Raw genomic sequence first — 25,633 nt, forward strand, 5'->3', positions numbered from 1 at the left:
CGGTGGGTGGTTCAGAACTGACTGCTCGGCCGTCAGTCGGGGGTCTCGAGCGAGGCCCGCAGCTGGTCGAGGGTGCGGCTGAGCAGGCGCGAGACGTGCATCTGGGAGACCCCGATCTCCTCGGCGATCTGCGACTGGGTCTGGTTCTTGAAGAACCGCAGCAGCAGGATGCGCTTCTCGCGCGGCTCGAGCCGGTCCAGCAGCGGCTTGAGCGACTCGCGGATCTCGACGTGCTCGAGACCGGCGTCCTCGGCGCCGATGGCGTCGAGCATCGAGGCGGTGCCGTCGTCGGAGTCGTCGGTGGCGTCCAGCGACAGCGTCGAGTAGGCGTTGGAGGACTCGATGCCCTCGATGATCTCCTCGACGCTGCAGCCCACCTGGGCGGCGAGCTCGGAGGCGGTGGGGGAGCGGCCAAGCGACTGGGTCAGCTCGGCGGTCGCGGCGCTGATCTGCATCCGCAGCTCCTGCAGCCGCCGCGGCACCCGGATCGCCCAGCCCTTGTCGCGGAAGTAGCGCTTGATCTCGCCGATGATCGTGGGGGTGGCGTAGGTCGAGAACTCCACCCCGCGCTCGGGGTCGAAGCGGTCGACGGACTTGATGAGCCCGATGGTGCCGACCTGCACGAGGTCCTCGAAGGGCTCACCGCGGTTGCGGAAGCGGCGCGCGCAGTGCTCGACGAGCGGCAGGTGCAGGTGCACCAGCGAGTCGCGGGCGCCCTCGCGCACCGCGGCGTCGGCCTCCTCGTCGCGCATCTCGCGGAAGAGCTCGGCGCTGCGTCGACGGGTGGTCTCGATGCCCAGCCGGCGGCGGGTCGCGTCGTCGTTCTCGGGCGGGTCGGGGGGCGCCTCCCCCGGCAGCAGGGTCGGGACCCCGACCGGAGGGTCCGGGGGGAGCGAGGCGGGCACCGGCTACCTGCCCTCGCCGAGGGCGGTGGGGTGCATGACCATCGTGACCACGAACCGGCCCTCGCTGGTGCCGACGGTGGCCGAGTCGGCCAGCGTGGTCAGCACCTGCCAGGCGAAGCTGTCGTAGTCGGGGGCCGAGGGCTCCGTGGCGGTGACGGCCACCGAGACGGTCAGCTGGCCCGGGCGCAGGTGGAACTGCCCGGTCAGGTCGGAGACCTCGTCGGCCTCGGGCAGCACCATCGCGCAGGCCTCGCCCACGGCGATGCGCAGGTCCTCGATGTCGTCGATCGTGAAGTCGAGCCGAGCGGCCAGGCCGGCGGTGGTCGTGCGCAGCACCGAGACGTAGGCGCCGTCCGCGGGCAGGCGGATCTCGACGTCGGGTCGGTCCGCGACCGGGCCGGTGGTCGCTGAGGTGGCAGACATGGAGCCGTCCTTCACGGGTGTGGGTGCTCGCACCCTAGTGGGCAGGAGGGGCTGGTGACGGCACGAGGGCCGGCCCCGAGGTGCTACCCCGGGCCCGGCCCTCGCAAACGCATCGACCCGTCGCGGGCCGCGCGGGCGGTTCAGCCCTTCTTGGTCTCCCAGAAGATCTCGGCGATCTCGTCGATCTTGGCGAGCAGCTGGTCGGCCACGTCGGCGTCGAGGGCACCCTTGGCGCCGGAGGCCCCGGCGAGCTTGGTGGCCTCGTTGACCAGCACGTGCAGCTGGGGGTACTTCTCGAAGTGCGGGGGCTTGAAGTAGTCGGTCCACAGCACCCACAGGTGGTGCTTGACCATCTCGGCGCGCTGCTCCTTGATGATGATGGCGCGGGTGCGGAAGTCAGGGTCGTCGTTGTCGGCGACCTTGGCGATGATGCCCTTGATCGACTCGGCCTCGATGCGGGCCTGCGCGGGGTCGTAGACACCGCAGGGCAGGTCGCAGTGGGCAGACACCTCGATGGTGGGCGCGAACAGCTTGGCGAACATGCAGGTCCTCTCGTACGTCGTCTGACTCTTGGCTGGGACACTACTCCGCGTGAGTCACACGTCCCCACCCGCTCGGGCGGGCCGGCCGCCCCGGCCCGAGCGCCGGGCGCTGCCGTGGGGCTGGGCGCTGGTGCGCGGGGACTCGATGCGCCCGGGGCTGCGCCCCGGCGACCGGCTGCTGGTCTCCTACCGGCGGGCGGTACGACCGGGGCGCGTGGTCGTCGCACGGCTCGCCGACGGCACCCTGGCGGTCAAGCGCGCCACCGAGCGCCGGCGTACGGCGTCGGGGGCCGCGGGGTGGTGGCTGCTCAGCGACGACCCGGAGGTCGGCGTCGACTCGCGGCACCGGGGCCCGGTGCCGGAGGACGACGTGCGGGGCGTCGTCGTGGCCCGGGTGTGGCCGCGCCCGCGGTGCGGCCGGATGTGACCCGCCGCACGGTGGGACGCCCCTCGGAGGGGCGGGTCCGCTGTGCCAGACTGCGAGCACGCGCACCCCGCATGGGTCCCGGCGCTCCGAGGCACCACCCCGCCCGTCGAGCCGGATCCGTCCCCGACGGCCCTCAGCCTGGAAAGACCTCAACGAGATGTCCTCAGTCCCCGTGCCGCCCCAGCCGGCCACCGCCACCACCCACCCGTTCGAGGGCGACCCCGTCTTCGACCTCCACGTGGGCGGCAAGATGCAGGTCGCCGCGACCGCGCCGCTGAAGGACGCAGCCGACCTGTCGTTGGCCTACACCCCCGGTGTGGCGCTGGTGTGCGAGGCGATCGCCGCCGACCCGAGCATGACCCAGCACTACACCTGGGTGCCCAACACCGTGGCCGTCGTCAGCGACGGCACCGCGGTGCTCGGCCTGGGCGACATCGGCCCGGCGGCCGCGATGCCGGTGATGGAGGGCAAGGCGGTGCTCTTCAAGCAGTTCGGCGGCGTCGACGCCGTGCCGATCTGCCTCGACACCACCGACACCGAGCAGATCATCGAGACCGTCGCGCGGCTCGCCCCGAGCTTCGGCGGCGTCAACCTCGAGGACATCTCGGCGCCCCGGTGCTTCGAGATCGAGGACCGTCTCAAGGAGATGCTCGACATCCCGGTCTTCCACGACGACCAGCACGGCACCGCCGTGGTGGCGCTCGCGGCGCTCAAGAACGCCCTCAAGCTGACCGGCCGCGAGCCGGCGACGACCCGGGTGGTCATCTCCGGTGCCGGCGCCGCCGGTGTCGCGGTCGCCAAGATCCTGCTCGAGGCCGGCATCACCGACCTCGCGGTCACCGACCGCAAGGGCGTCCTGCACTCCTCGCGCGGCGACCTGACGCCGGTCAAGCGCGCGCTGGCCGAGATGACCGCCGACAAGACCGGGCGCACCGGCTCGCTGGGCGACGTCCTGGCCGGCGCCGACGTCTACCTGGGCGTCTCCGGCGGCACCGTGCCCGAGGAGGACGTGGCGCGGATGGCGCCCGACTCGATCATCTTCGGCCTGGCCAACCCCACGCCCGAGGTGCACCCGGACGTGGCCCACAAGTACGCCCGCGTGGTGGCCACCGGGCGCTCCGACTTCCCCAACCAGATCAACAACGTGCTGGCCTTCCCCGGCATCTTCCGCGGGGCGCTCGACGTCCACGCCACGGGGATCACCGAGGGCATGAAGCTCGCGGCGGCCAACGCGCTGGCCGAGCTGGTCGGCGACGAGCTCAGCGAGACCTACATCATCCCCTCGCCGTTCGACGAGCGGGTGCCGGGCGCCGTCTCCAGCGCGGTCGCCGAGGCGGCGCGCCGCGACGGGGTCGCCCGCCGCTGACCCGGGGGTATCCGCACGTGGCTGGGAGCACCGACGACGTCGGGGCCGCGCTCGACCGGGCCGTCCGGCGCCGGGCCGGCCTGGTGGTGGGCGTCCGCGAACGGGACGGCTCGACCCGGGTCGTCGGCCGTGCCCGCGAGGGGGCTGTCCCCGACGGGCGCAGCCTCCACGAGATCGGTTCGATCACCAAGACGTTCACGGCCCTGCTGCTGGCCGACGGTGCGGTGCGCGGCGAGTGGAGCCTCGACACCCCCGTGCGCGACCTCCTGCCGCCGGGGACGCGCGTGCCCGCCCGCGACGGCGTCGAGATCACCCTGGCCCACCTCGCGACCCACACCGCGGGCCTGCCGTCGCTGCCGGTCCCTGCGGTGCGCGGGAGCGTGGAGATGCTGCGGGGGCGCGACCCCTACCGGGACCTGACTCCCGAGGGCCTGCTCGAGGCGCTCGGCCGGGCACGGCTGCGGCGCACGCCCGGCAGCGGCACCGTGCACTACTCCAACCTCGGCGTCGGGGTGCTCGGCCAGGCGCTCGCCCACGCCACCGGCACGTCGTACGGCGACCTCGTGCAGCAGCGCGTGTGCGCCCCCCTCGGCCTGGCGGACACCGCCACCGACGACCGGCTCAGCGACGAGCAGCGCTCCCGGCTGGTGCCTGGCCACCGCCGCAGGTCGGCCCCCGCCGCCCCGTGGCCGCTGGCGGGGATGCCGGGCGCCGGCGCCCTGCGCTCGACGGTCGACGACCTGCTGGTCTACCTCGAGGCGCAGCTCGACCCGGGCTCGACGCCGCTGGGCGAGGCGGTCCGGCTCACCCAGCAGCCCCGGGTGACCCGCGGGCAGACGATCGGCCTGGGGTGGCTGCGCCACGACCGGCCCGACCACCTGTGGTGGCACAACGGTGGGACCGGCGGCTACCGCTCCTTCGTCGGCTTCGTCCCGGCGGAGCGGGTCGCGGTCGTCGTGCTGAGCAACCATGCCCGCAGTGTGGACCTGCTGGCCCTGCGCCGGCTCAGGCTCGCGGTCGAGCAGTAACGTGACCCACATGTTCGCCGTCTACGCCGAGTCCTTCTCCTCCGACGACCCGATCTCCGGCCTGGTGGTGGGGGAGCGTCCCGACCCGGTCGCCCCCGAGGGCTGGACCACCGTCACCGTCAAGGCCGCCTCGCTCAACCACCACGACGTGTGGTCGCTGCGGGGCGTGGGCCTCAAGGACGAGTCGCTGCCGATGATCCTGGGCTGCGACGCCGCCGGGCTCGACGAGGACGGCAACGAGGTCGTCGTGCACGCCGTGGTCAGCGACCCGTCCTGGAGCGGCGACGAGACCTTCGACCCGAAGCGCTCGCTGCTCTCCGAGCGGCACCAGGGCACCTTCGCCGACAAGGTGGTCGTGCCGCGCCGCAACGTGGTCCCCAAGCCCGCCTCGCTGTCGTACGAGGAGGCCGCCTGCCTGCCCACCGCGTGGCTGACCGCCTACCGGATGCTCTTCACCCGCGGCCAGCTCACCGCGGGCGACACCGTGCTGGTGCAGGGCGCCGGCGGCGGCGTCGCCACCGCGGCGATCATCCTGGGTCGTGCCGCCGGCCTGCGGGTGCTGGCCACCAGCCGCGACGAGGCCAAGCGCGCCCGGGCGCTCGAGATCGGCGCCCACGAGGTCTTCGAGTCCGGCGCCCGGCTGCCGGTCAAGGTCGACGCCGTCATGGAGACCGTCGGTCGCGCCACCTGGTCGCACTCGGTGCGCTCGCTCAAGCCCGGCGGTCGCCTGGTCATCAGCGGCACCACCTCGGGTCCCCAGCTCGACGACGCCGAGCTGACCCGCATCTTCTTCCTCCAGCTCTCGGTGGTCGGCTCCACCATGGGCACGCGCGACGAGCTGGCTTCGCTGGTCTCGATGCTCGACGCCACCGGTGCGCGCCCCCTGGTCGACCGCACCCTGCCGATGGACCGGGCACCCGAGGGCTTCGCCGCCATGATCGACGGCGACGTCTTCGGCAAGATCGTGCTGACCCGCTGAGGAGGCGCCAGCGATGAGCCCCCGCACCCACCTGCTCACCGGCGCCGGCTCCGGCATCGGGGAGGTGCTCGCCCAGCGGCTGCGTGAGCGCGGGGACGAGACCTGGCTGCTGGCCCGCTCCGAGGAGCGCGCCGCCGAGCTCGAGGCGGCGCACCCCGGGGCGCGCACGGTCGTCGCCGACCTGGCCGACCCCGGTGCCGTCGACGCGCTCGAGGGCCGGCTGCCCGCGCGCCTCGACTCCCTGGTCCACGCCGGCGGGGTGGTCGAGCTCGGCCCGGTCGCCGAGCTGTCCACCGCTGCCTGGGTGGAGCAGGTGACGGTCAACCTCGTGGCGCCGGCCGTGCTGACGAGGCTGGCCCTGCCCGCCCTGCGCGCGGCGCGCGGCACCGTGGTGCTGGTCAACTCGGGTGCCGGGCTCTTCGCCCACCCGCAGTGGTCGGCGTACGCCGCCAGCAAGCACGGGCTCAAGGCGCTGGCCGACTCGCTGCGCGCCGAGGAGGCGGCCCACGGGGTGCGGGTGACCTCCGTCTACCCCGGACGCACCGCCACCGCGATGCAGGAGAAGGTGCACGCCCAGGAGGGCAAGGACTACGACCCGTCGCAGTGGATCGACCCCGCGACCGTGGTCGGCGCGGTGCTGCACGCCCTCGACCTGCCGGACGACGCGGTGCTCAGCGACCTGACGGTGCGGCCCCGGGGGTAGCCCGGGGCGGCGCCAGCCGTTCCAGGCGGTAGTGCAGGGAGACCGCCCGGGCCGACCACAGCGAGAGGTGGTGGTCGGTGCGCAGCACGCCCTCGTCGTCGACGTGGACGTGGAAGCGCTCATGCACCGGTGCCCGCGCGGCGAAGGTGCGCCCGCGGTGGCGCACGGTGACGTAGCAGCCGTCGCCGCCGAAGGTCCGCGACGGGGAGCGGAGCACCAGCGACCCGCCGGGGCCCACCTCCGGGCGCAGGAAGACCTGTACGTTGCCGTGCTCCAGGGGGAACGCGACGTGCACGCTGGGCCGGTCGGAGCCGGGCAGGCGGCGCAGGGAGTAGCAGCCGGAGTACACGTACTCGCCGGTCGAGCGCAGGGTGCGCAGCCACCCGGCGGCCTGCTGGGCGCCGTGCCGGTCGGTGATGACCGAGACCCGGCTGTCCATCCCACGGGCGACGTCGAGCGGCCGCATCGGCAGGGCCAGCTGGCCCACCCGGCGCCCGAAGAGCCGGGAGACGAGCTCGCCCCCGGGCCAGAAGAGCGGCTGCCAGCCGGTCCACACCTCCATCCGCCACGACGCGGTGTGCTCGTAGAAGTCACGCACCTCCGCCCGCAGGTCGCTCGCGGCGAAGCCGGGGCCGTCGAGGGCGGCCATGTCGGCCATGAGCCCGGCGTCGGCGCGGCCCTCGGTGACCCGCCCGCCGAGCCGGTCCGCCTCCTGGGTCAGCCAGGTGTCGCCCACCAGCGAGGCGCTGCTGGTGGGCGCCTGGAGCCAGGCGTGCTCGCCCTCGAGGTCCACGCGGCGGCCGGCCGCACGCCACCACGCCCGGGAAGCGGGGTCGAGCAGGGCGCCGGCGAGCTGGGAGCGACGGCTGCTCACGTGCGCGAGCGCCAGTTGAGGGCGCCGACGAGCACCATCCGCAGCTGGGTGCGGGCCTCGTGCACGATCTGCTCCTCGGCCTCCGGCCGCCCCGCGGCGGCCAGGATCTCCTCGGCGACGGCGACCATCGCCGAGACGATCAGCGCCGAGAGGATGCGCAGGTCCTCCGGCGACCACGCGGTGGTGCCGGGCAGCCGCGCCAGGTCCGTGGCCAGCTCCCGCTCGCAGAGCTCGATCTCGTGCCGGATCGCCTCGCGCACCGCCGGCTGGCCGGCGGTGCGCTCGCGCGCGATGAAGGCGAAGTGCGAGCGCTGGCGGTGCACGTGGTCGACGAGGATCGAGACCGAGCCGTCGACGATGTCGGTGGTCGAGGTGTCGTCGCGGCGCACGTCGCGCAGCAGCGCGCGCAGGGAGGCGAACGACTCGTCGACAAGGCTCAGGCCCAGCGACTCGATGGAGTCGAAGTGGCGGTAGAAGCCGGTGGGCACGATGCCCACCTCCTTGGCGACCTGGCGCAGCGAGAGCGCCACGAGGCTGCTGTCCTCGCACAGCTCGAGGGCCGCGTCGAGGATGGCTCGTCGGGTGCGCTCCTTGCGCTCGACACGGGTCTCGGTCACGGGTCGATGCTATCGCCGGGCGCGGCGCCCGGTCGTCGTGGCCCACCGCGCTGGTGACGGGGCGGGCGACGGGGCGGGTGGTGGGGATCACCGGGGACGGACGTTGACGCCACTGCCGCGGGATGGTGCCATTTCGGTGTACGCCCGTTCACCGAACTTCCGGAGGTGGCCTTGAGCCTCGTCAGCACCGTCCTGCGGTCCCGAGCCGTCGCGGCCCTCGCGTCCCCGCACGGCGTGGACCGCTACCTCGAGCAGGTCAACCCGCTCTGGGCGGCCCACGAGGTCCGTGGCCGGGTCGTGGAGGTCCGTCCCGAGACGACAGGTGTGCACCCGGTCACCACGCTGACGGTGCAGCCGACGTCGACCTGGCGCGGGCACCGGGCCGGCCAGCACGTGCAGGTGGGGGTCGACCTGCCCGGGGCCCGACGCGCCACGCGCTGCTTCTCCCTCTCCTCGGCCGCCTCCGCCCCGGGCGAGCGCTTCACCCTCACCGTGCGCGCCCACGACGACACCGACGAGCGCACCTCGCTCTCGCGCCACCTGGCGACCCGGGCCCGGCCCGGCGACCTGCTCCACCTCAGCCAGGCGGGCGGCGACTTCACCATGCACGCCAGCCCCGCCACCCCGACCCCGCACCCGCTGCTGCTGGTCAGCGGCGGCTCCGGCATCACCCCGGTGATGTCGATGCTGCGCACGCTGCTGCGCGACGGCTACGACGGGCGGGCCAACCGTCCCGTCACCTTCCTGCACTACGCCCGCAGCCCCCAGGAGCAGATCTACGCCGAGGAGCTGGCCGCCGTGGCGCGCTTCGACAACCACGTCGACGTGCACCTGGTGCACACCGCTCGGGGCGGCGCCCGCTTCAGCCCGGCCGCGCTGGCCCGCCTGGTCCCCGGCTTCCGCGACACCGACACCTGGGTCTGCGGCCCCACGGGACTCGTCGAGGCCGTGGCGGCGGCGTACGACGGCAGTGCGCGGCTGCGCGTCGAGCACTTCAAGGCGCCTGCGACCGCCGCCGGCGCGGGGCCTGCGCAGGGCGAGACCAGCTTCACCCGCAGCGGGCTGGGCGCGACCAACACCGGCGAGACCCTCCTGGCGCAGGCCGAGGCGCTCGGGCTGCGACCCGAGACCGGCTGTCGGATGGGCATCTGCTTCACCTGCACCAGCCGCAAGACCAGCGGCACCGTGCGCGACGTCGTCACCGGCGAGGAGTCCTCACGGCCCGACGAGGACGTGCGCATCTGCGTCTCCGCACCGGTCGGCGACTGCTCCGTCGACCTCTGAACCCTCCACCCCCGAGAGGAACACCCCATGACCACCAGCACCAGCACCAGCACCCGCCTCACCCCGGACCAGCTCGACGCCCTCGGCGCCGAGATGGATGCGATCCGCCAACGCGTCCTGGCCGACCTCGGCGAGGCGGACGCCGACTACATCCACGGCGTCGTGCGCCTGCAGCGCCGGCTCGAGGTGGCGGGTCGAGCCTTGTTCTACCTGCCGCCGGCGTGGCCGCTGGCCGTCGCGGCCCTGAGCGTGTCGAAGATCCTCGACAACATGGAGATCGGCCACAACGTGATGCACGGGCAGTACGACTGGATGGGCGAGCCCGGTCTGAGCTCGCGGATGTACGAGTGGGACAACGTGTGCCCCTCCGAGCAGTGGAAGTACTCCCACAACTACATCCACCACACGTTCACCAACGTGCTCGGCAAGGACCGCGACATCGGCTACGGCATCCTGCGCATGGACGAGGACCAGCCCTGGCACCCCTACTACCTCGGCAACCCCGTCTACGCGCTGCTGCTGATGGTCTTCTTCGAGTGGGGCGTGGCGATGCACGACCTCGAGGTCGAGAACATCGTCGCGGGCCGGCGCACCCTGGCCGACAACAAGGCCCTGCACGCGGGCATCATGCGCAAGGTCCGGCGCCAGGCCCTCAAGGACTACCTGCTGTTCCCGGCGCTGACCGGGCCGTTGTTCCCGCTGACGCTGGCCGGCAACGCGACCGCCAACCTGGTGCGCAACGTGTGGGCGTTCAACATCATCTTCTGCGGCCACTTCCCGGCCGGGGTGGCGACCTTCTCGGAGGAGGAGTGCCGCGACGAGTCGCGCGGGCACTGGTACTACCGCCAGCTGCTCGGCTCGGCCAACATCGACGGCGGCCGGCTGTTCCACCTGATGACCGGCAACCTGTCCTTCCAGGTCGAGCACCACCTCTTCCCCGACCTGCCGGCGCGCCGCTACCCGGAGATCTCCGGGGAGGTCAAGGAGATCTGCGAGCGCTACGGCCTGCCCTACAACACCGGCCCCCTGGGCAGGCAGCTCGTCAGTGTGGCCCGCAAGATCTGCCGCCTGGCCCTGCCGGACCGTGGTCGCGAGCAGCAGCCGGCCGCGCCGGCCCAGCCGGCGGCGGCGTGAGCCAGCCCACCTGGTCAACGCGACCGATCACGGTGAGACTGGGCCCATGAGCCAGACCCCCGAGCAGCGCGGCGAGGAGCGGCTCAGCCGCGCCGAGATCGGCAAGGACGCCGCCCAGAGCGCCATCGAGGCCACCGCCAGCACCGTGGGCGAGGTCGCGACCATCATCACCGGTGCGGTCCGGGGCGTGGCGGGCGCGCTCGGCGGCCTGGCCACCGAGGTCTTCGAGATCCGCGAGGCCGCGCGCCGCGCCCACCGGCACGCCGAGGACTGAGCGCGAGCCGGCCGGTTCGAACCGGCCGGCTCGCGGTCAACCGAAGGAGAGCGTGAAGTCGCGCTGGCGGAACGAGGCCAGGGAGCGGCGTCCGGCCAGCCAGCCCAGCGGGCCGGCGGTGTCGAAGGTCCAGCTGCTGGTGCAGGGCGCCAGCCTGGAGCGCCCGACCATGTCGGTCTCGACCGGCACGGTGTGGGCGTCGATGGGCGCCTGCCAGACCCCGCCCCGGGCCGGCAGTCGGGGCGCGATGGCGGAGAGGTCGCTGAAGCGGGCGCTGGCGACGGGCGCGCCGTCGGTGCTCATCGACCACCGGGCCCGCTCGAGCGGCCCGCGCCGTGAGGTGGAGGACTCGAAGTCACCCAGCCCCTTGGGGATCGCCCACAGCCCGCGGCCGCCGGCCACCGACGCGGGGGAGTCGACCCAGATGTCGGTGATGCTGACCCGGCGGTCGCCCGCCGGGGTGCGCAGCACGCGCGCGACGAGCAGCTCGGAGTAGGTCAGCGGGCTGCCCTCCTCGTAGGAGACGAAGGCGGCCCCGTAGATGCCCCGCGGGTGGGCGGCGTCGACGTCGTCGGCGACCCGGAAGACGGAGACCCACATCTGGCCCACCATCCGCCAGGGCGCCGGCGGGTACGCCGCGGCGGGGCTGTCGGGTGCGGGGGAGGAGGGGGAGTCCGTGCTCATGGCCGGATTCTAGCCACGCTCCCGCCCCCGCACGCCGAATCTGACAGGTCAGTCTTCCGGATCGTCCAGCCGGGCCAGCCAGGTCGCCAGCCGCTCCACCGCGCTCTCGTGCTCGGGGTGGGTGTCGGTGAAGGCCTGCAGCTGCTCGGCCAGCCACGCCAGGGTGACCTCCTCGTCACCCCGGCGCCGCTCGAGCTCCTCGATGCCCCGGTCCGTGAAGTACATGACGGGTGCCGCTCAGGCGAAGGCCCGGTCGAGCAGGTCCTTCTGCTCGGCCTGGTGGCGCTTCGCAGTGCCGACCGACGGGGAGGAGGACTCCTCCCGGGTGACCGGCTCCACCTGGGCGTCGACCTCGGGCCACACGTTGAGCTGGTAGTGCGGCCACGGGCCCATGTTGCGCGGCTCGTCCTGCACGAAGCGCACCGTCTTCAGGTGCGGGTAGCGCGCGATCTCGGCCTTGATGTCGTCGATCGGGCGCGGGTAGAGCTGCTCGATGCGCGCGATGGCGAAGCGCTCCGAGCCCTCCCGCTTGGCCCGCTCGACCATCAGGTCCCAGGTCACTCGACCCGAGCAGATGAGCAGCGTGTCGACCTTCGAGGCGTCCGCCTCGGCGTCGCCGATGAAGGGCCGGAACGTGCCCGAGGTGAAGTCCTCGGGCTGCGAGGCGGCCTCCTTGCGCTTGAGCATCGACTTCGGGGTGAAGACGATCAGCGGCCGGTGCGCCTCGCCCAGCGAGTGCTGGCGCAGCAGGTGGAAGTACGACGCGGGGGTCGAGGGCTGCGCGACCACGAAAGCCTCGTCGGCGGCCATGGTCAGGAAGCGCTCGATGCGCGCCGAGGAGTGGTCGGGGCCCTGGCCCTCGTAGCCGTGCGGCAGCAGCAGCACGACGCCCGACTGCTGGCGCCACTTGGTCTCACCGGCGGAGATGAACTCGTCGATGACCGTCTGGGCGCCGTTGACGAAGTCGCCGAACTGCGCCTCCCACAGCACCAGCGCCTCGGGACGGGCCACGGAGTAGCCGTACTCGAAGCCGAGCGCGGCGTACTCGGAGAGCAGCGAGTCGTAGAGGTAGAGCTTGGCCTGGTCCTCGGTGAGCGAGGACAGCGGCGTCCACTCGTCGGCGTTGACGCGGTCGATGATCGTGCCGAAGCGCGAGACGAACGTGCCGCGGCGCGAGTCCTGGCCGGCCAGGCGGACCGGACGGCCCTCCATCAGCAGGGCGCCGAAGGCCAGCACCTCGCCGGTGCCCCAGTCGATGGGGCCCTCGGTGATCGCCTTGGCGCGACGCTGCAGCTGCGGCATCACCTTGGGGTGCACGGTGAAGCCCTCGGGCGGGGTGACGTAGGCGTCGGCGACCCGCTTGAGGTACTCCAGCGGCACCGACGTGTCGGCCTCGCCGGTCGGCTTCTCGGGGTAGTCGGGGACCGTGGTCCACTCCGAGGGCTGGCCGGTGGCCTCGCGCACCTCGGTGAAGACGCGCTCGAGCTGCTGCTGGTAGTTCTTGAGGACCTGCTCGGCCTCCTCGATCGTGATGTCGCCACGACCGATGAGGGACTCGGTGTAGAGCTTGCGCACCGAGCGCTTCTGCTCGATCAGGTCGTACATCAGCGGCTGCGTGTACGACGGGTCGTCGCCCTCGTTGTGCCCGCGACGGCGGTAGCACACCAGGTCGATGACGACGTCCTTGTTGAAGGCCTGGCGGTACTCGAAGGCCAGGCGGGCCACGCGGATGCAGGCCTCGGGGTCGTCGCCGTTGACGTGGAAGATCGGCGCCTGGACCATCCGGGCCACGTCGGTGCAGTAGAGCGAGGAGCGCGAGGAGCCCGGCGAGGTGGTGAAGCCGACCTGGTTGTTGACCACCACGTGCACGGTGCCGCCGGTGCGGTAGCCGCGCAGCTGGGAGAGGTTGAGCGTCTCCGCGACCACGCCCTGGCCGGCGAACGCGGCGTCGCCGTGGACCAGCAGCGGCAGCACGGGGTAGGCGCTGCCCTGGTCCAGCACGTCCTGCTTGGCGCGCGCGATGCCCTCGAGCACCGGGTCGACGGCCTCGAGGTGCGAGGGGTTGGCCGCGACCGAGACCTTGACGGTCTCGCCGCTCTCGGCCTCGAACTCGCCCTCGGCGCCGAGGTGGTACTTCACGTCGCCGGAGCCCTGCACGGTGCGCGGGTCGATGTTGCCCTCGAACTCGCGGAAGATCTGCGAGTAGTTCTTGCCGACGATGTTGGCCAGCACGTTGAGGCGACCGCGGTGGGCCATGCCGATGGTGACCTCGTCGAGGCCCGACTCGGCCGCGGCCTCGCACAGCTCGTCGATGACCGGGATCGTGGTCTCGCCGCCCTCGAGGGAGAAGCGCTTCTGACCCACGAACTTGGTCTGCAGGAACGTCTCGAAGGCCTCGGCCTGGTTGAGCTTGAGCAGGATCCGCAGCTGCTCCTCGCGGGGCGGCTTGGTGTGCGGCTGCTCGACGCGCTCCTGGATCCAGCGGCGCTGCTCGGGGTCCATGATGTGCATGTACTCGATGCCGGTGGTGCGGCAGTAGGAGTCGCGCAGGATGCCGAGGATGTCGCGCAGGCGCATGAAGCGGCGCCCGGTGCCGCCGAAGGAGCCGGTGGCGAACTCGCGGTCGAGGTCCCACAGGGTCAGCCCGTGCGACTCGATCTCGAGGTCGGGGTGGGTGCGCTGGCGGTACTCCAGCGGGTCGGTGTCGGCCATCATGTGCCCACGCACGCGGTAGGCGTGGATCAGCTCGAGGATGCGGGCCTGCTTGCTGATCTCGTCGTCGTGCGACGTCGCGATGTCGTGGCCCCAGCGGATCGGCTCGTAGGGGATGCGCAGCGAGCGGAAGATCTCGTCGTAGAAGCCGTCCTGGCCCAGCAGCAGCTGGTGGACCCGCTTGAGGAACTCGCCCGACTGCGCGCCCTGGATCACGCGGTGGTCGTAGGTCGAGGTCAGCGTCATGACCTTCGAGATGGCGTTGCGGGCGATGGCCTCCTCCGAGGCGCCCTGCCACTCGGGCGGGTACTCCATCGCGCCCACGCCGATGATGGCGGCCTGGCCGGTCATCAGGCGCGGCACCGAGTGGTTGGTGCCCAGGCCGCCGACGTTGGTCAGGCTGATCGTGGTGCCCTGGAAGTCGGGCACGCCCAGCTTGTTGTCGCGGGCCTTGCTGACCATGTCCTCGTAGGCGGTCCAGAAACCGGCGAAGTCCATCGACTCGCAGCCCTTGATGCTCGGCACGAGCAGCTGGCGGGTGCCGTCGGACTTCTTCTGGTCGATGGCCAGGCCCAGGTTCACGTGGGCCGGGGTGACCAGGTTGGGCTTGCCGTCGACCTCGGCGTAGGAGTTGTTCATCTCCGGCATCGACTTCAGCGCCTTGACCAGCGCGTAGCCGATCAGGTGGGTGAAGGACACCTTGCCGCCGCGTGCGCGGGCGAGGTGGTTGTTGATGACGGTGCGGTTGTCCCACAGCAGCTTGACCGGGACCGAGCGCACCGAGGTGGCGGTCGGCACGGTCAGCGAGACGTCCATGTTGGCCGCGGTGCGGGCCGGGGCGCCGCGCAGCACCTTGTAGGTCGGCTCGTCGCTGACCTCGGCGGGCGCGGGCGGCTTGGACTCCTTGGCCATCGGGGTCGAGGTCCCCTTCGAGGGTTCGGCGGCCTTGGACTCCGGGCGCGGCTTCGCGACCGGGGCCGGGGCGTCGGACCCCGTGGCCTGCGGCTTCTGCTGGGCGGTCTGCTGGGTCTTCTGGGTCTTCTCGGCGGGAGCCTGCTTCGGCTCCGACTTCTGGGCCTTCTGCTCGGTCTTCTGCTCGGGCTTCTTCTGGGCCGTCGGCGCCGTCGTCGCGCCGTTGTCGTTGGCCTTGAAGTACTCCGCCCAGCTCGGTTCCACGCTGCTCGGATCCTTGCTGAAGCGCTCGTACATCTCCTCCACGAGCCACTCGTTGGCCCCGAAGTCGTCAGAGACCTCGGGGGAGGTGGAGGGGGAACTGCTGGGGGACTGCGGCACGGCTTGCTTCGCCTCTTCCGATGAGCGCGCGTGGATGGGTGGAGTCGGTGGTCAAGGCTAGACCCCCGTGCCAGCAAATGCCGAGGTTGGGGCTCCTTTCGGACAGGGTGTTGTCGGACTAACACCCCTGGAGGACCACACCATGACTTCGGCACCCCCCGGCCGGGCCCGACGGGCCGTGGCGACCGGCCTGGTGGCGGCTCTGGCCGCCACCCCCGTCCTGGTCGCCTGCACCGACGACGGACCGGGCACGCAACGCCCCGGACGAGGGGGCGGGGACCGCTCCGCGGAGGCGGGTGCGGCGCCGCGCACGGTGCGCACCAACGTCGAGGTGGGCGAGGTCGTCGGCGGCCTTGGCCCCCTGAAGCGCCGCCGGGTCGCCACCGGTGTCGGCCGGGCGGTCGACCGGTGGTGGGACGCTGCGTTCGTGGACGCCGCCTACCCCCGCCGCCGCTACCGCGACGTGTTCCCGGGCTTCACCCCGGGCGCGGCGCGCGCCGCGCGCCGCGACCTCGACCGGATGACCAGCCACCGGCTCGGGGAGCGGATCGACGCGCTGGTGCCGGTGCGCCGCCGCGTGGTCGTCGACATCCTCGCCACCCGCGAGACCGCCCGGGCCGTCACCGCCCGCACCACCCTCGACTACCGCACCCGCGGCGAGGTGAACCGGCAGGTGCGGGTCAGCGCCCGCCTGTTCATGCTCTACCGGGAGGGCTGGAAGGTCTTCGGGTACGACGTCCTGCAGGGACCGAAGCCGGTCACCGGCCCCCGGGCCGGGGGGACGTCGTGAAGGCCCTCCGCACCGGCCTGCTGGGCGCGGTCCTGGCCACCACCGCAGTCGTGGTGCCGGCGCCGGAGGTGGCCCCCGACGACGTGGCGCTGGTGCGCGCGCAGCGCTCGGGCGCGGTCGACCTGACGCCCGACGTCGTGTGGATCCTCGCCGTGGGCTCCGACGCGCGCCCCGGGCAGTCGATGACCCGCTCGCGCGGCGACGCCCTGCAGATGGTGGGCATCGACTCCCGCACCGGCGCCGCGTCGGCGATCGGCATCCCCCGCGACTCGTTCGTGGCGATCCCGGGCCACTCCGCCAACCGGGTCAACGCCGCCATGGTGCTCGGCGGGCCCGAGCTGCTCGGGCGCACGGTCGCCGGCATGGTCGGCGTCCAGCCCGACTACGTGATGGTCACCAGGTTCCCCTTCTTCGAGGACCTCGTCGACGACATCGGCGGCATCACCGTCACCAACCCGCGCCGCTTCTCCGACAGCTCGCTCAAGCCCGAGGGCTTCGCCCAGGGCCGGATCCGCCTCAACGGCTACGGCGCGATGGCCTTCGCGCGCATCCGCAAGACCCTGGCCGGCGGGGACTTCGCGCGCTCGGCCAACCAGCAGCGGGTGCTGCGTGGCATCGGGGCGGAGATCCGGGCCAAGGCCGACCGGCCCGGCTTCGTCGAGCGGGGGGTGCTCAGCGTCGTGCAGCACATGTCCACCGACCTGGGTCCCGGCGAGCTCTTCCGGCTGGCCCGGGCCGTGGCGCGCGTCGACGCCTCGCGGATCACCACCTGCGTCGTCGGGGGCTCGGTGGCCACCATCCGCGGCATGAGCGTGGTGCGGCCCAACCTGACCCAGGCCAGGCGCCTGGGTGCGGCGGCACGGGGCGACGCCACCCTGCCGCGCGGCTGCTGAGCCCGGCACCACCCCTGGACGCGGACGACCGGGGCGGCCCTGGTGGGCCGCCCCGGTCGGGGTGCGCGTGCGGGGCCGGGCTAGCCGGTCAGCGGGGTCAGCGCGGGTAGATCTGCGACTCGAGCCAGCCGAGGTCGAGGGTCACGATGCCCGGGATGTCGACGCTCATCGCCGAGAGCTTCGCGCCGTAGTAGTTGCGCGAGAAGCGGGGCCCGAAGGTGATGAAGCCCTTCTGCTGCAGCTCGTCGATGGCGAACTCGACGCTCTGGCCGATCTTCAGACCGTTGTCGGGGATCAGGCTCTCGCCCTTGTAGAGGATGTCGGCGACCTTGAACTTGGGGTTCTTGGAGCCGCGCACGCGCTCGCCCTCACGGCTGAGGAGGTTGAGCTTGGAGCTGATGCCGGTGATCTCGAGGTCGAGCGCCGGGATCGAGAAGGAGCCGAGCGAGCTCTTGGCCATCGAGCGGGCGCGACCGCGCGACATCTGCTTGGCCTTGTAGGAGTACTCCAGGCCGTTCAGCACGGCCACGCCGCCCAGGCCCGGGATGTTGAGCGGGATGGCCCGGTCGCCCTCGATGCTCTTGACGACCTTCTTGTTGCCGGTGCCCTCGCAGGGGATCGACTCGGTGCCGATGCCGCCGAGGTGCAGCAGCGACACGTCGTCGCTCAGCGGCAGCGCCTGGAAGTCCAGGCCCATGATGGAGGAGCGGAAGACGCCCGAGGGCTTGGAGTCGGAGATGCGCGACTGGGCGTAGCCGAGCTTGAGCAGGACCGCGGAGTCGTTGCCCTCGTCGCTGGGGTCGACCTCGATCTTGAGGGCGTTGGCGCCCGAGACGGCCGAGGTGTCGTCGACCTTGCTGAAGGAGCTGCCGAGACCGATCGAGCCCAGGCCCGGGATCTCGATGATCTGGCCGACCTGGTCGAGCAGCAGGGTGACGAGCTCGTCGACGATCTCGTTCACCGGGGCGGCGACCTGGTTGACGATGTCGAGCAGGTCGGCGAGCGGGGTGCCCTCGACGACGGTGCCCTCGTAGTCGAGCGAGATGCCCTCGAAGCCGAAGCTCTCGTCGGTGCCGAAGGGGTTGCCGTCGCCATCGGTGTCGGCGGGGTCGTGGAAGGAGTCCGCGACCGCGTTGAGGCCCTGGATCTTCAGGGTGGGGATCTTGAGGTCCTGCACCAGCTCGCCGCCGAGGGTGATGTCGGCGATGGTGTTGACCGCCCGGGTGCCGGTGACGGCGCCGTCGCGGTAGGTCGAGGTGCGGCTGGTGCTGGGGGAGATGCTGATCAGCTTCGCGATGTCGACGGGGGCGTTCTCGGCGATCAGGCTGGTGATCTGCTCGGTGCTGAGCTTGGAGGGCTTGACGCGCTCCACCCCGGCGCTGCGGGTGCAGGCCAGGATGTCGAGGGAGTCCTTGAGACTCTTGATGTCGATGCCGCCGACCGAGACCTTGGTGCCGAAGGCGAGGGCCTTCATGCCGAAGTCGGTGATCGCCTTCTGGCTGGCGCGCGCCTCGGCGGCCTCGCCGGCGACGGCGGTGGGGTTCGTGGCGAGGGTGCCGGCAAGGCTGACCGCGCAGACGGCGGACGCCGCAGCGGCCCTCTTGAAGGACTTCTTCACGCTCTCCTACTTTCATCGGCGCAGCGGCGCTGCGGGACGTGGGGGACCGGAAGAAGCGTGTGGAGCACCCTCCCCTCCCGGCGGGGACCAGTCGCGCGATCCCTCGACAGGTCAAACGCTGGAAGGGGGGTGGGGTTAGGTAGTCCGTTCGGGCTGGTACAGACCAGTACGAACGGGTGGTCGGGCCCGGTGGTGACCCGGGAAGGACGGGTGGCGGGGCCGGAGAAGGGCCCGCGGGACGACGAAGGCCCGGGTCTGTCGTTCGTAGACCCGGGCCTCACCGATGGGTGCCCCCGGCAGGATTCGAACCTGCGGCCACTGGTACCGGAAACCAGTGCTCTATCCCCTGAGCTACGGAGGCAGGTCCCACGGCACGCGGCTGCGGGACGGCGTCACCCTACAACCACGGGGTCGGGCGGACGAATCCGGTGGGGCGCCGTGACGGGGCGTCCCAGGCCCCGACATCGATGCAGGTCACGACCGTGCGCGCCGATAGGCTGGCCGGGTGACTCCCGAACAGCTCTCCGCCGCGATCGTCGACGTGCTGACGACGCTGTCCGACCAGGGTGCGATCACCCTGCCGGACGGCGTCCCTGCGAGCGTGACGGTGGAGCGACCCCGGCAGAAGGGGCACGGCGACTACGCCACCAACGTGGCCCTGCAGCTGGCCAAGAAGGCCCAGATGAACCCGCGGGCCTTCGCCGAGCTGGTGCGCGAGCGCCTCGGCGCGGTCGAGGGGGTCGCCGACGTCGAGATCGCCGGTCCGGGCTTCCTCAACATCTCGGTGTCCGCCGGGGCCCAGGGCGCCGTGGCTGCGCAGGTCGTCGCCGCAGGTGAGTCCTACGGCTCCTCCGACGCCTTCGCCGGCGAGCGGATCAACCTCGAGTTCGTCTCCGCGAACCCCACGGGACCGATCCACATCGGTGGCGTGCGCTGGGCCGCGGTCGGCGACGCCCTGGGGCGGATCTTCACGATGACCGGCGCCGAGGTCACCCGCGAGTACTACTTCAACGACCACGGCTCGCAGATCGACCGCTTCAGCGGCTCGTTGCTCGCCGCGGCCCAGGGCCAGCCGACCCCCGAGGACGGGTACGGCGGCCAGTACATCCACGACATCGCCGCCCGCGTGCTCGAGGTGCGTCCCGACGCCCTGAGCGAGCCCGACCCGCAGGAGGCGTTCCGCGCGGTGGGCGTCGACATGATGTTCGCGGAGATCAAGCAGAGCCTGCACGACTTCGGGGTCGACTTCGACGTCTTCTTCCACGAGGACGAGCTGCACAAGTCCGGCGCCGTCGAGCGCGCGGTCACCCGGCTGCGCGAGCTCGGCACGGTCTACGAGCAGGACGGCGCGGTGTGGCTGGCCACCGAGCGCTTCGGCGACGACAAGGACCGTGTCGTCATCAAGAGCGACGGGCAGGGCGCCTACCTGTCCGGCGACCTGGCCTACTACCTCGACAAGCGCGAGCGGGGCTTCGACCGCTGCCTGATCATGCTCGGCGCCGACCACCACGGCTACGTGGGCCGGATGAACGCCATGTGCGCGGCCTTCGGCGACACCCCGGGCACCAACCTCGAGATCCTCATCGGCCAGATGGTCAACCTCGTGCGCGAGGGCCAGCCGGTGCGGATGTCCAAGCGGGCCGGCACCGTCGTGACCCTCGACGACCTGGTGGAGGCCATCGGCGTCGACGCCGCGCGCTACGCGCTGGCGCGCTACAGCTCCGACTCCAACATCGACCTCGACCTCGACCTGTGGGCGCGCGCCGACAGCGACAACCCGGTCTACTACGTCCAGTACGCCCACGCCCGGGTCTCCTCGATCCTGCGCAACGCCGCGGACCTCGGCTTCGCGCCCGGCTCCGACGACTTCGACCCCGCCCTGCTCTCCCACGAGAAGGAGGGCGAGCTGCTGCGCGCACTGGCGGAGTTCCCGAGGGTCGTGGCCAGCGCCGCCGAGCTGCGCGAGCCGCACCGGGTGGCGCGCTACCTGGAGGACACCGCGGGGGTCTACCACCGCTTCTACGACAACTGCCGCGTGCTGCCGATGGGCGACGAGGAGCCCAACGACCTGCACCGGGCCCGCCTGGTGCTGGTGGCCGCCACCCGCACGGTGCTGGCCAACGGACTGCGCCTGCTCGGGGTCTCGGCGCCGGAACGGATGTGAGCTGAGTGCCCGTCTCCCACGAGGCCGGATGGGCGCACGCCGACGGGGCCCTCAAGGGTCCCGCCTGGCTGCGCCAGCCCGCCGACCCCAACGAGCTGGTCGAGCACCTCTGGTCGCGCTCGGCGCGCAAGGACGGCGGGGTGCTCAGCGTCGGCGGGGTGGCCCTGCCCGACCTGGTCGCCGAGCACGGCTCCCCGGCGTACGTCCTCGACGAGGCCGACTTCCGCTCGCGCGCCGCGGCCTTCCGTGACGCGTTCGCCGACTACGACGTCTTCTACGCCGGCAAGGCGTTCCTGTGCACGGCCGTCGCCCGCTGGGTCGCCGACGAGGGGCTGTGCCTCGACGTCTGCACCGGCGGCGAGCTGGCCGTCGCCGAGCGCGCCGGCTTCCCGATGGAGCGGGTCGGCTTCCACGGCAACAACAAGTCGCCCGCCGAGATCGAGCGGGCGGTGCGGCTGGGCGTCGGCCGGGTCATCGCCGACTCCACCGCCGAGATCGAGCGCCTGTCCGAGGTCGCCACGCGGCTGGGGACCACGGTGCGGGTGATGGTGCGGGTCACCGCCGGCGTCGAGGCGCACACCCACGAGTACATCGCGACCGCCCACGAGGACCAGAAGTTCGGCTTCTCCATCACCTCGGGCGACGCGCTCGAGGCGGTGCGCCGCGTCCACGAGGCGCCCGGGCTCGAGCTGCTGGGCCTGCACTCCCACATCGGCAGCCAGATCTTCGACTCCTCCGGCTTCGAGGTCGCCGCGCGCCGGGTGCTGGCCCTGCACGCCCGGGTCGCCGACGAGCTCGGCGTCGCGATGCCCGAGATGGACCTCGGCGGCGGCTTCGGCATCGCCTACACCACCCAGGACGACCCGGCCGAGCCCGCGCAGCTGGCCGCGGAGATGTCGGCGATCGTCGAGCACGAGTGCCGCGGGCTCGGCATCGAGGCCCCCGCCCTGTCCATCGAGCCGGGGCGCGCGATCGTCGGCCCGTCCGTGTGCACCGTCTACGAGGTCGGCACCGTCAAGCCGGTGCGCCTCGACGGCGGTGCCGTGCGCACCTACGTCTCGGTCGACGGCGGGATGAGCGACAACATCCGCACCGCGCTCTACGACGCCGACTACTCCTGCACGCTGGCCGGGCGGGCCTCCGCGGCCGCCCCGGTGCTGGCGCGGGTCGTCGGCAAGCACTGCGAGGCCGGCGACGTCGTGGTCAAGGACGAGTTCCTGCCCGGCGACGTCGCCCCCGGCGACCTGGTGGCCGTCCCCGGCACCGGTGCGTACTGCCGCTCGATGGCCTCGAACTACAACCACACGCTCCGTCCGCCGGTGATCGCTGTCCGGGACGGGGTCGCGCGCGTCGTCGTACGACGTGAGACTGAGCAGGACCTGTTGGCAACGGACGTGGATGACCCCGAGGTGATCGAGTCGTGACGGAGAGTGGCAAGCCGCTCAAGGTGGCCGTGCTGGGCTGTGGCTCGGTGGGCTCTCAGGTGGTGCGCCTGCTCGAGGAGCAGGCCGCCGACCTGACCGCCCGCGTGGGCGCGCCGGTCGAGCTGGTGGGGGTGGCCGTGCGCCGCCTCGACGCGGCCCGCGAGGTGGAGGTGCCCGAGGGGCTGCTGACCACCGACGCCGAGGGCCTGGTGGCCCGCGACGACGTCGACCTCGTCGTCGAGGTGATCGGCGGCATCGAGCCGGCCCGCAGCCTCATCCTCTCGGCGCTCGAGAACGGCGCCTCGGTGGTGACGGCCAACAAGGCCCTGCTCGCCGAGGACGGCCCGACCCTCTTCGAGGCGGCCGCCAAGGCCGGGCGCGACCTCTACTACGAGGCGGCCGTGGCCGGCGCGATCCCGATCCTGCGCCCGCTGCGCGAGTCGCTGGCCGGCGACAAGGTGACCCGGGTGCTGGGCATCGTCAACGGCACCACCAACTTCATCCTCGACAAGATGGACTCCTCCGGCGCCGGCTTCGGCGACGCGCTCGAGGAGGCCCAGGAGCTCGGCTACGCCGAGGCCGACCCGACCGCCGACGTCGAGGGCTTCGACGCCGCGGCCAAGGCCGCGATCCTGGCCTCGCTGGCCTTCCACACCCGGGTCACCGCCTCTGACGTGCACCGCGAGGGCATCACCGAGGTCAGCGCCGCCGACGTCGCCTCGGCGACCGAGATGGGCTGCGTGGTCAAGCTGCTCGCCATCTGCGAGCTGCGCGAGCAGCCCGGCGGCGAGGAGGCCGTCTCGGTGCGGGTGCACCCGGCGATGATCCCGCGCACCCACCCGCTCGCCTCGGTCCGCGAGGCCTACAACGCGGTCTTCGTCGAGTCCGAGGCCGCCGGCCAGCTGATGTTCTACGGCCCCGGCGCCGGCGGCTCGCCGACCGCCTCCGCGGTGCTCGGCGACCTGGTCACCGTGGCCCGCAACCGCCGCGAGGGCGTCACCGGTGCCGGCGAGTCGGCGTACGCCGACCGGGCCGTGCTGCCGATGGGCGAGGCGCGCACCCGCTACCACGTGGCCATCGACGTCGACGACCGTGCCGGCGTGCTGGCCACGGTCGCGACCGCGTTCGCCGAGCACGGCGTCTCGATCCGCACCGTGCGCCAGGAGGGTCGCGACGACGACGCCCAGCTGGTCGTGGTCTCCCACGAGGCCACCGACGCGCAGCTGCGCGCGACGGTCGAGCACCTGCAGCAGATGGACAGCGTGCGCGAGGTCAGCTCGGTCATGCGCGTCGAAGGAGGAGCAGAGTGAGCACCCACCAGCTCGACCGCGAGGCCGGCCGCGCCACCCACCAGTGGCGCGGTGTCATCGAGGAGTACCGCGAGCTGCTCGAGATCCCCCAGGACGCCCCCGCGGTGACGCTGCGCGAGGGCGGCACCCCGCTGGTGCACTCGGAGTGGCTCTCGGGCCTCACAGGCGCCGAGGTGCACCTCAAGGTCGAGGGCGACAACCCGACCGGCTCCTTCAAGGACCGCGGCATGACCGCCGCCATCTCCGTGGCCAAGCACGAGGGCGCCCGGGCCGTGGTCTGCGCCTCCACGGGCAACACCTCCGCCTCGATGGCGGCGTACGCCGCCAAGGCGGGCCTGACCCCGCTCGTGCTGGTCCCCGAGGGCAAGATCGCCGCCGGCAAGATGGCCCAGGCCATCGTGCACGGCGCCCAGGTGATCATGGTCCGCGGCAACTTCGACGACTGCCTGCACATCGCCAAGGAGCTGGCCGAGCAGTACCCGGTCGCCCTGGTGAACTCGGTCAACCCGGTGCGCCTGCAGGGCCAGAAGAGCGCCGCCTTCGAGATCGTCGACTTCCTCGGCGACGCCCCCGACTACCACCTGCTGCCGGTCGGCAACGCCGGCAACATCTCGGCGTACTGGATGGGCTACCGGCAGTTCGCCGAGCTCGGCCGCGCCACCAAGCGGCCCGTCATGCGCGGCTTCCAGGCCGAGGGCGCCAGCCCGCTGGTGACCGGCGAGCCCTTCCCCGAGCCCGAGACCAAGGCCACCGCGATCCGCATCGGCAACCCCGCGTCGTGGACGCTGGCGGTCGAGGCCGCCGAGGAGTCCGGCGGCCGGTTCGCCGCGGTCAGCGACGAGCAGATCCTCACCGCGCAGCGGCTGCTCGCCCAGCACGACGGCGTCTTCGTGGAGCCGGCCTCCGCGGCGGGCGTCGCGGGCCTGCTGGCCGAGCTGGAGGCGGGGGAGTCCTACGCCGGCTCGACCGTCGTGGTCACCGTGACCGGTCACGGCCTCAAGGACACCGCCACGGCCCTCGAGGCGTTCTCGGTCGCCCAGGCCGAGCAGGGCCGCCCGGGCATCGTCGACACCGTCATCGACAACGACGTGGTCGCCGCCGCCCGTGCCGCCGGTCTCGCCTGACCCGATGACCTCCTTCGTCACCGGGCCGGTCCGGGTCTCCGTGCCGGCCACCTCGGCCAACCTCGGCCCCGGCTTCGACTCGATGGGCCTGGCGCTCGACCTGCGCGACGAGCTCGAGGCCGAGGTCGTCGGCGACGGGGTCGAGGTGCTCGTCGAGGGCGCCGGGGCCGACGACGTGCCGCGCGACGCCACGCACCTGGTGGTGCGCGCGATGCAGGCCGCCTTCGACGCCATGGGGGTGCGCCCGGCCGGCCTGAGGCTGCGCTGCCACAACGTCATCCCGCACGCCCGCGGGCTCGGCTCCTCCTCGGCCGCGATCGTCGCCGGGGTCACCCTGGGGCGCGCCCTGGTCGCCGGCGGCGGGCTGCTGCTCGACGACGAGGCGGTGCTGGACCTGTGCGCAGCCATGGAGGGGCACCCCGACAACGTCGCCCCGGCCCAGCTGGGCGGGTTCGTCGTCGCGGGCAGCGAGGACGACGGCGGCTTCTACGCGGTGCGCTGCCCGGTCGACCCGCGGGTGGGTGCGGTCGTGATGGTGCCGCCGACCCCGGTCTCGACCGAGGCCGCCCGGGGCCTGCTGCCGGCGAGCGTGCCGCACGCCGACGCGGCCGCCGACGCCGGGCGTGCGGCCCTGCTGGTCGCTGCGCTGGCAGGGCAGCCCGAGCAGCTGCTGCGCGCCACCCGTGACTACCTGCACCAGGACTACCGCCGCCCGGCCATGCCCGAGTCGCTCGCCCTCGTCGACGAGCTGCGCGCGGACGGCGTGGCCGCCGTCGTCTCCGGGGCCGGGCCCACGGTGCTGGCCTTCTGCGACGGCCCGGGCACCGCGCTGACGGCGTCGCTGCTGGAGCGCTGCCCCGCGGGGTGGTGGTCGTCGTACCTCGCGGTCGACACCGACGGCGTACGGGTGCTGTGAGGCGACCGGTGCCGCCGCACCGGCGCTGGCCGGTGCTACTGTGGCGCCGCGCCGACGACCAGCTCCTCCGGCGTGCACCCGCGATCTGTGCGGTGCGTCCCCTCACCGCCGTGCGGTGCGCGGACCAGTGACCAGCAGCCTCCGGCCCG

Annotated in this window: 24 protein-coding genes and 1 tRNA gene; 15 read left to right on the forward strand and 10 right to left on the reverse strand. The window is 72.6% G+C overall.

Annotated features, from left to right (window positions below):
• Positions 1-32: 32 nt before the first annotated feature.
• The 3 genes from OCU29_RS12110 to sodN form a co-directional block, all read right to left on the reverse strand.
• Complete coding sequence (locus OCU29_RS12110) at positions 33-905, reverse strand: RNA polymerase sigma factor SigF (protein ID WP_258017050.1); 873 nt, start codon at positions 903-905, stop codon at positions 33-35.
• Positions 906-908: 3 nt separating this feature from the next.
• Positions 909-1,328, reverse strand: a complete 420-nt coding sequence (locus tag OCU29_RS12115) for an anti-sigma factor (RefSeq protein WP_179617092.1) — start codon at positions 1,326-1,328, stop codon at positions 909-911.
• 140 nt (positions 1,329-1,468) lie between these two features.
• A complete protein-coding gene (gene sodN / locus OCU29_RS12120) occupies positions 1,469-1,870 on the reverse strand; it encodes a superoxide dismutase, Ni (RefSeq protein ID WP_179617091.1) in 402 nt (133 codons plus the stop codon).
• A gap of 49 nt (positions 1,871-1,919) precedes the next feature.
• On the opposite strand from sodN, the gene OCU29_RS12125 reads away from it, so the two are divergent.
• The 5 genes from OCU29_RS12125 (at position 1,920) to OCU29_RS12145 (ending at position 6,373) form a co-directional block, all read left to right on the forward strand.
• The gene (locus OCU29_RS12125) at positions 1,920-2,297 is read left to right on the forward strand and encodes a S24 family peptidase (protein ID WP_261820138.1); all 378 of its coding nucleotides are present in this window, start codon (positions 1,920-1,922) and stop codon (positions 2,295-2,297) included.
• Between the two features lie 157 nt (positions 2,298-2,454).
• Positions 2,455-3,663: an NADP-dependent malic enzyme gene (locus tag OCU29_RS12130; protein ID WP_261820139.1), complete on the forward strand. Its 1,209-nt coding sequence runs from the start codon at positions 2,455-2,457 to the stop codon at positions 3,661-3,663.
• 17 nt (positions 3,664-3,680) lie between these two features.
• The gene (locus OCU29_RS12135) at positions 3,681-4,691 is read left to right on the forward strand and encodes a serine hydrolase (RefSeq protein ID WP_261820140.1); all 1,011 of its coding nucleotides are present in this window, start codon (positions 3,681-3,683) and stop codon (positions 4,689-4,691) included.
• 10 nt (positions 4,692-4,701) lie between these two features.
• Positions 4,702-5,670, forward strand: coding sequence for a zinc-binding dehydrogenase (locus OCU29_RS12140; protein ID WP_261820289.1), 969 nt, complete (start codon positions 4,702-4,704; stop codon positions 5,668-5,670).
• 13 nt (positions 5,671-5,683) lie between these two features.
• Entirely contained in the window at positions 5,684-6,373 is a 690-nt protein-coding gene (locus tag OCU29_RS12145; protein WP_179617087.1) for an SDR family oxidoreductase, read from the forward strand.
• On the opposite strand, the gene OCU29_RS12150 is transcribed toward OCU29_RS12145, so the two are convergent.
• Both OCU29_RS12150 and OCU29_RS12155 read right to left on the reverse strand, forming a co-directional pair.
• The gene (locus OCU29_RS12150) at positions 6,342-7,247 is read right to left on the reverse strand and encodes a hypothetical protein (RefSeq protein ID WP_261820141.1); all 906 of its coding nucleotides are present in this window, start codon (positions 7,245-7,247) and stop codon (positions 6,342-6,344) included. The two genes, OCU29_RS12145 and OCU29_RS12150, sit on opposite strands and share 32 nt — an antisense overlap.
• Complete coding sequence (locus tag OCU29_RS12155) at positions 7,244-7,864, reverse strand: TetR family transcriptional regulator (protein WP_179617086.1); 621 nt, start codon at positions 7,862-7,864, stop codon at positions 7,244-7,246. The genes OCU29_RS12150 and OCU29_RS12155 overlap by 4 nt, the downstream gene beginning before the upstream one ends.
• Positions 7,865-8,029: 165 nt before the next feature.
• Here OCU29_RS12155 and OCU29_RS12160 point away from each other — a divergent pair, with 165 nt between their 5' ends.
• From OCU29_RS12160 to OCU29_RS12170, 3 genes are read left to right on the forward strand one after another with little or no spacing between them, the layout of a single operon-like run.
• Positions 8,030-9,148 carry a ferredoxin reductase gene (locus OCU29_RS12160; protein WP_261820142.1) on the forward strand — a complete coding sequence of 373 codons (1,119 nt, stop codon included), beginning with the start codon at positions 8,030-8,032 and terminating at the stop codon, positions 9,146-9,148.
• Positions 9,149-9,175: 27 nt separating this feature from the next.
• Complete coding sequence (locus OCU29_RS12165) at positions 9,176-10,282, forward strand: acyl-CoA desaturase (protein WP_261820143.1); 1,107 nt, start codon at positions 9,176-9,178, stop codon at positions 10,280-10,282.
• Between the two features lie 46 nt (positions 10,283-10,328).
• A complete protein-coding gene (locus OCU29_RS12170; RefSeq protein ID WP_179617083.1) occupies positions 10,329-10,556 on the forward strand; it encodes a hypothetical protein in 228 nt (75 codons plus the stop codon).
• 36 nt (positions 10,557-10,592) lie between these two features.
• On the opposite strand, the gene OCU29_RS12175 is transcribed toward OCU29_RS12170, so the two are convergent.
• Genes OCU29_RS12175 through OCU29_RS12185 form a run of 3 tightly spaced genes read right to left on the reverse strand, consistent with a single transcriptional unit; the run spans position 10,593 to position 15,245 of the window.
• On the reverse strand, positions 10,593-11,240 hold the full coding sequence (locus tag OCU29_RS12175; RefSeq protein ID WP_261820144.1) for an acetoacetate decarboxylase family protein: 648 nt from the start codon (positions 11,238-11,240) through the stop codon (positions 10,593-10,595).
• Positions 11,241-11,288: 48 nt separating this feature from the next.
• Positions 11,289-11,465, reverse strand: coding sequence for a DUF6104 family protein (locus OCU29_RS12180; protein WP_179617081.1), 177 nt, complete (start codon positions 11,463-11,465; stop codon positions 11,289-11,291).
• Between the two features lie 12 nt (positions 11,466-11,477).
• Positions 11,478-15,245, reverse strand: a complete 3,768-nt coding sequence (locus OCU29_RS12185; protein ID WP_261820145.1) for a multifunctional oxoglutarate decarboxylase/oxoglutarate dehydrogenase thiamine pyrophosphate-binding subunit/dihydrolipoyllysine-residue succinyltransferase subunit — start codon at positions 15,243-15,245, stop codon at positions 11,478-11,480.
• Positions 15,246-15,387: 142 nt separating this feature from the next.
• Between OCU29_RS12185 and OCU29_RS12190 the strand changes: the two genes are divergently transcribed.
• Positions 15,388-16,035, forward strand: coding sequence for a hypothetical protein (locus tag OCU29_RS12190; protein ID WP_261820146.1), 648 nt, complete (start codon positions 15,388-15,390; stop codon positions 16,033-16,035).
• Positions 16,032-16,928 (forward strand): LCP family protein, encoded by an 897-nt coding sequence (locus tag OCU29_RS12195; RefSeq protein WP_261820147.1) that lies wholly within the window; start codon positions 16,032-16,034, stop codon positions 16,926-16,928. The genes OCU29_RS12190 and OCU29_RS12195 overlap by 4 nt, the downstream gene beginning before the upstream one ends.
• 97 nt (positions 16,929-17,025) lie before the next feature.
• Here the strand turns inward: OCU29_RS12195 and OCU29_RS12200 are convergent, their stop codons facing one another.
• Positions 17,026-18,546, reverse strand: a complete 1,521-nt coding sequence (locus OCU29_RS12200; RefSeq protein ID WP_261820148.1) for a hypothetical protein — start codon at positions 18,544-18,546, stop codon at positions 17,026-17,028.
• A gap of 288 nt (positions 18,547-18,834) precedes the next feature.
• Positions 18,835-18,907 (reverse strand) — tRNA-Arg (locus OCU29_RS12205).
• Between the two features lie 144 nt (positions 18,908-19,051).
• Here OCU29_RS12205 and argS point away from each other — a divergent pair.
• The 5 genes from argS to thrB are packed head-to-tail and all read left to right on the forward strand — an operon-like array spanning position 19,052 to position 25,484.
• Complete coding sequence (gene argS, locus OCU29_RS12210; protein ID WP_261820149.1) at positions 19,052-20,710, forward strand: arginine--tRNA ligase; 1,659 nt, start codon at positions 19,052-19,054, stop codon at positions 20,708-20,710.
• Positions 20,711-20,715: 5 nt separating this feature from the next.
• The gene (gene lysA, locus OCU29_RS12215; protein WP_261820150.1) at positions 20,716-22,134 is read left to right on the forward strand and encodes a diaminopimelate decarboxylase; all 1,419 of its coding nucleotides are present in this window, start codon (positions 20,716-20,718) and stop codon (positions 22,132-22,134) included.
• The gene (locus tag OCU29_RS12220) at positions 22,131-23,444 is read left to right on the forward strand and encodes a homoserine dehydrogenase (RefSeq protein ID WP_179617074.1); all 1,314 of its coding nucleotides are present in this window, start codon (positions 22,131-22,133) and stop codon (positions 23,442-23,444) included. The genes lysA and OCU29_RS12220 overlap by 4 nt, the downstream gene beginning before the upstream one ends.
• Positions 23,441-24,568, forward strand: coding sequence for a threonine synthase (gene thrC, locus OCU29_RS12225; protein ID WP_261820151.1), 1,128 nt, complete (start codon positions 23,441-23,443; stop codon positions 24,566-24,568). Before OCU29_RS12220 ends, thrC begins: the two co-directional genes overlap by 4 nt.
• A gap of 4 nt (positions 24,569-24,572) precedes the next feature.
• The gene (gene thrB, locus OCU29_RS12230) at positions 24,573-25,484 is read left to right on the forward strand and encodes a homoserine kinase (RefSeq protein ID WP_179617072.1); all 912 of its coding nucleotides are present in this window, start codon (positions 24,573-24,575) and stop codon (positions 25,482-25,484) included.
• Positions 25,485-25,633 lie beyond the last annotated feature (149 nt).

Origin of the sequence: Nocardioides sp. OK12 (genome assembly GCF_024341885.1) — a bacterium.
GTDB classification, from domain to species: domain Bacteria; phylum Actinomycetota; class Actinomycetes; order Propionibacteriales; family Nocardioidaceae; genus Nocardioides; species Nocardioides marinisabuli.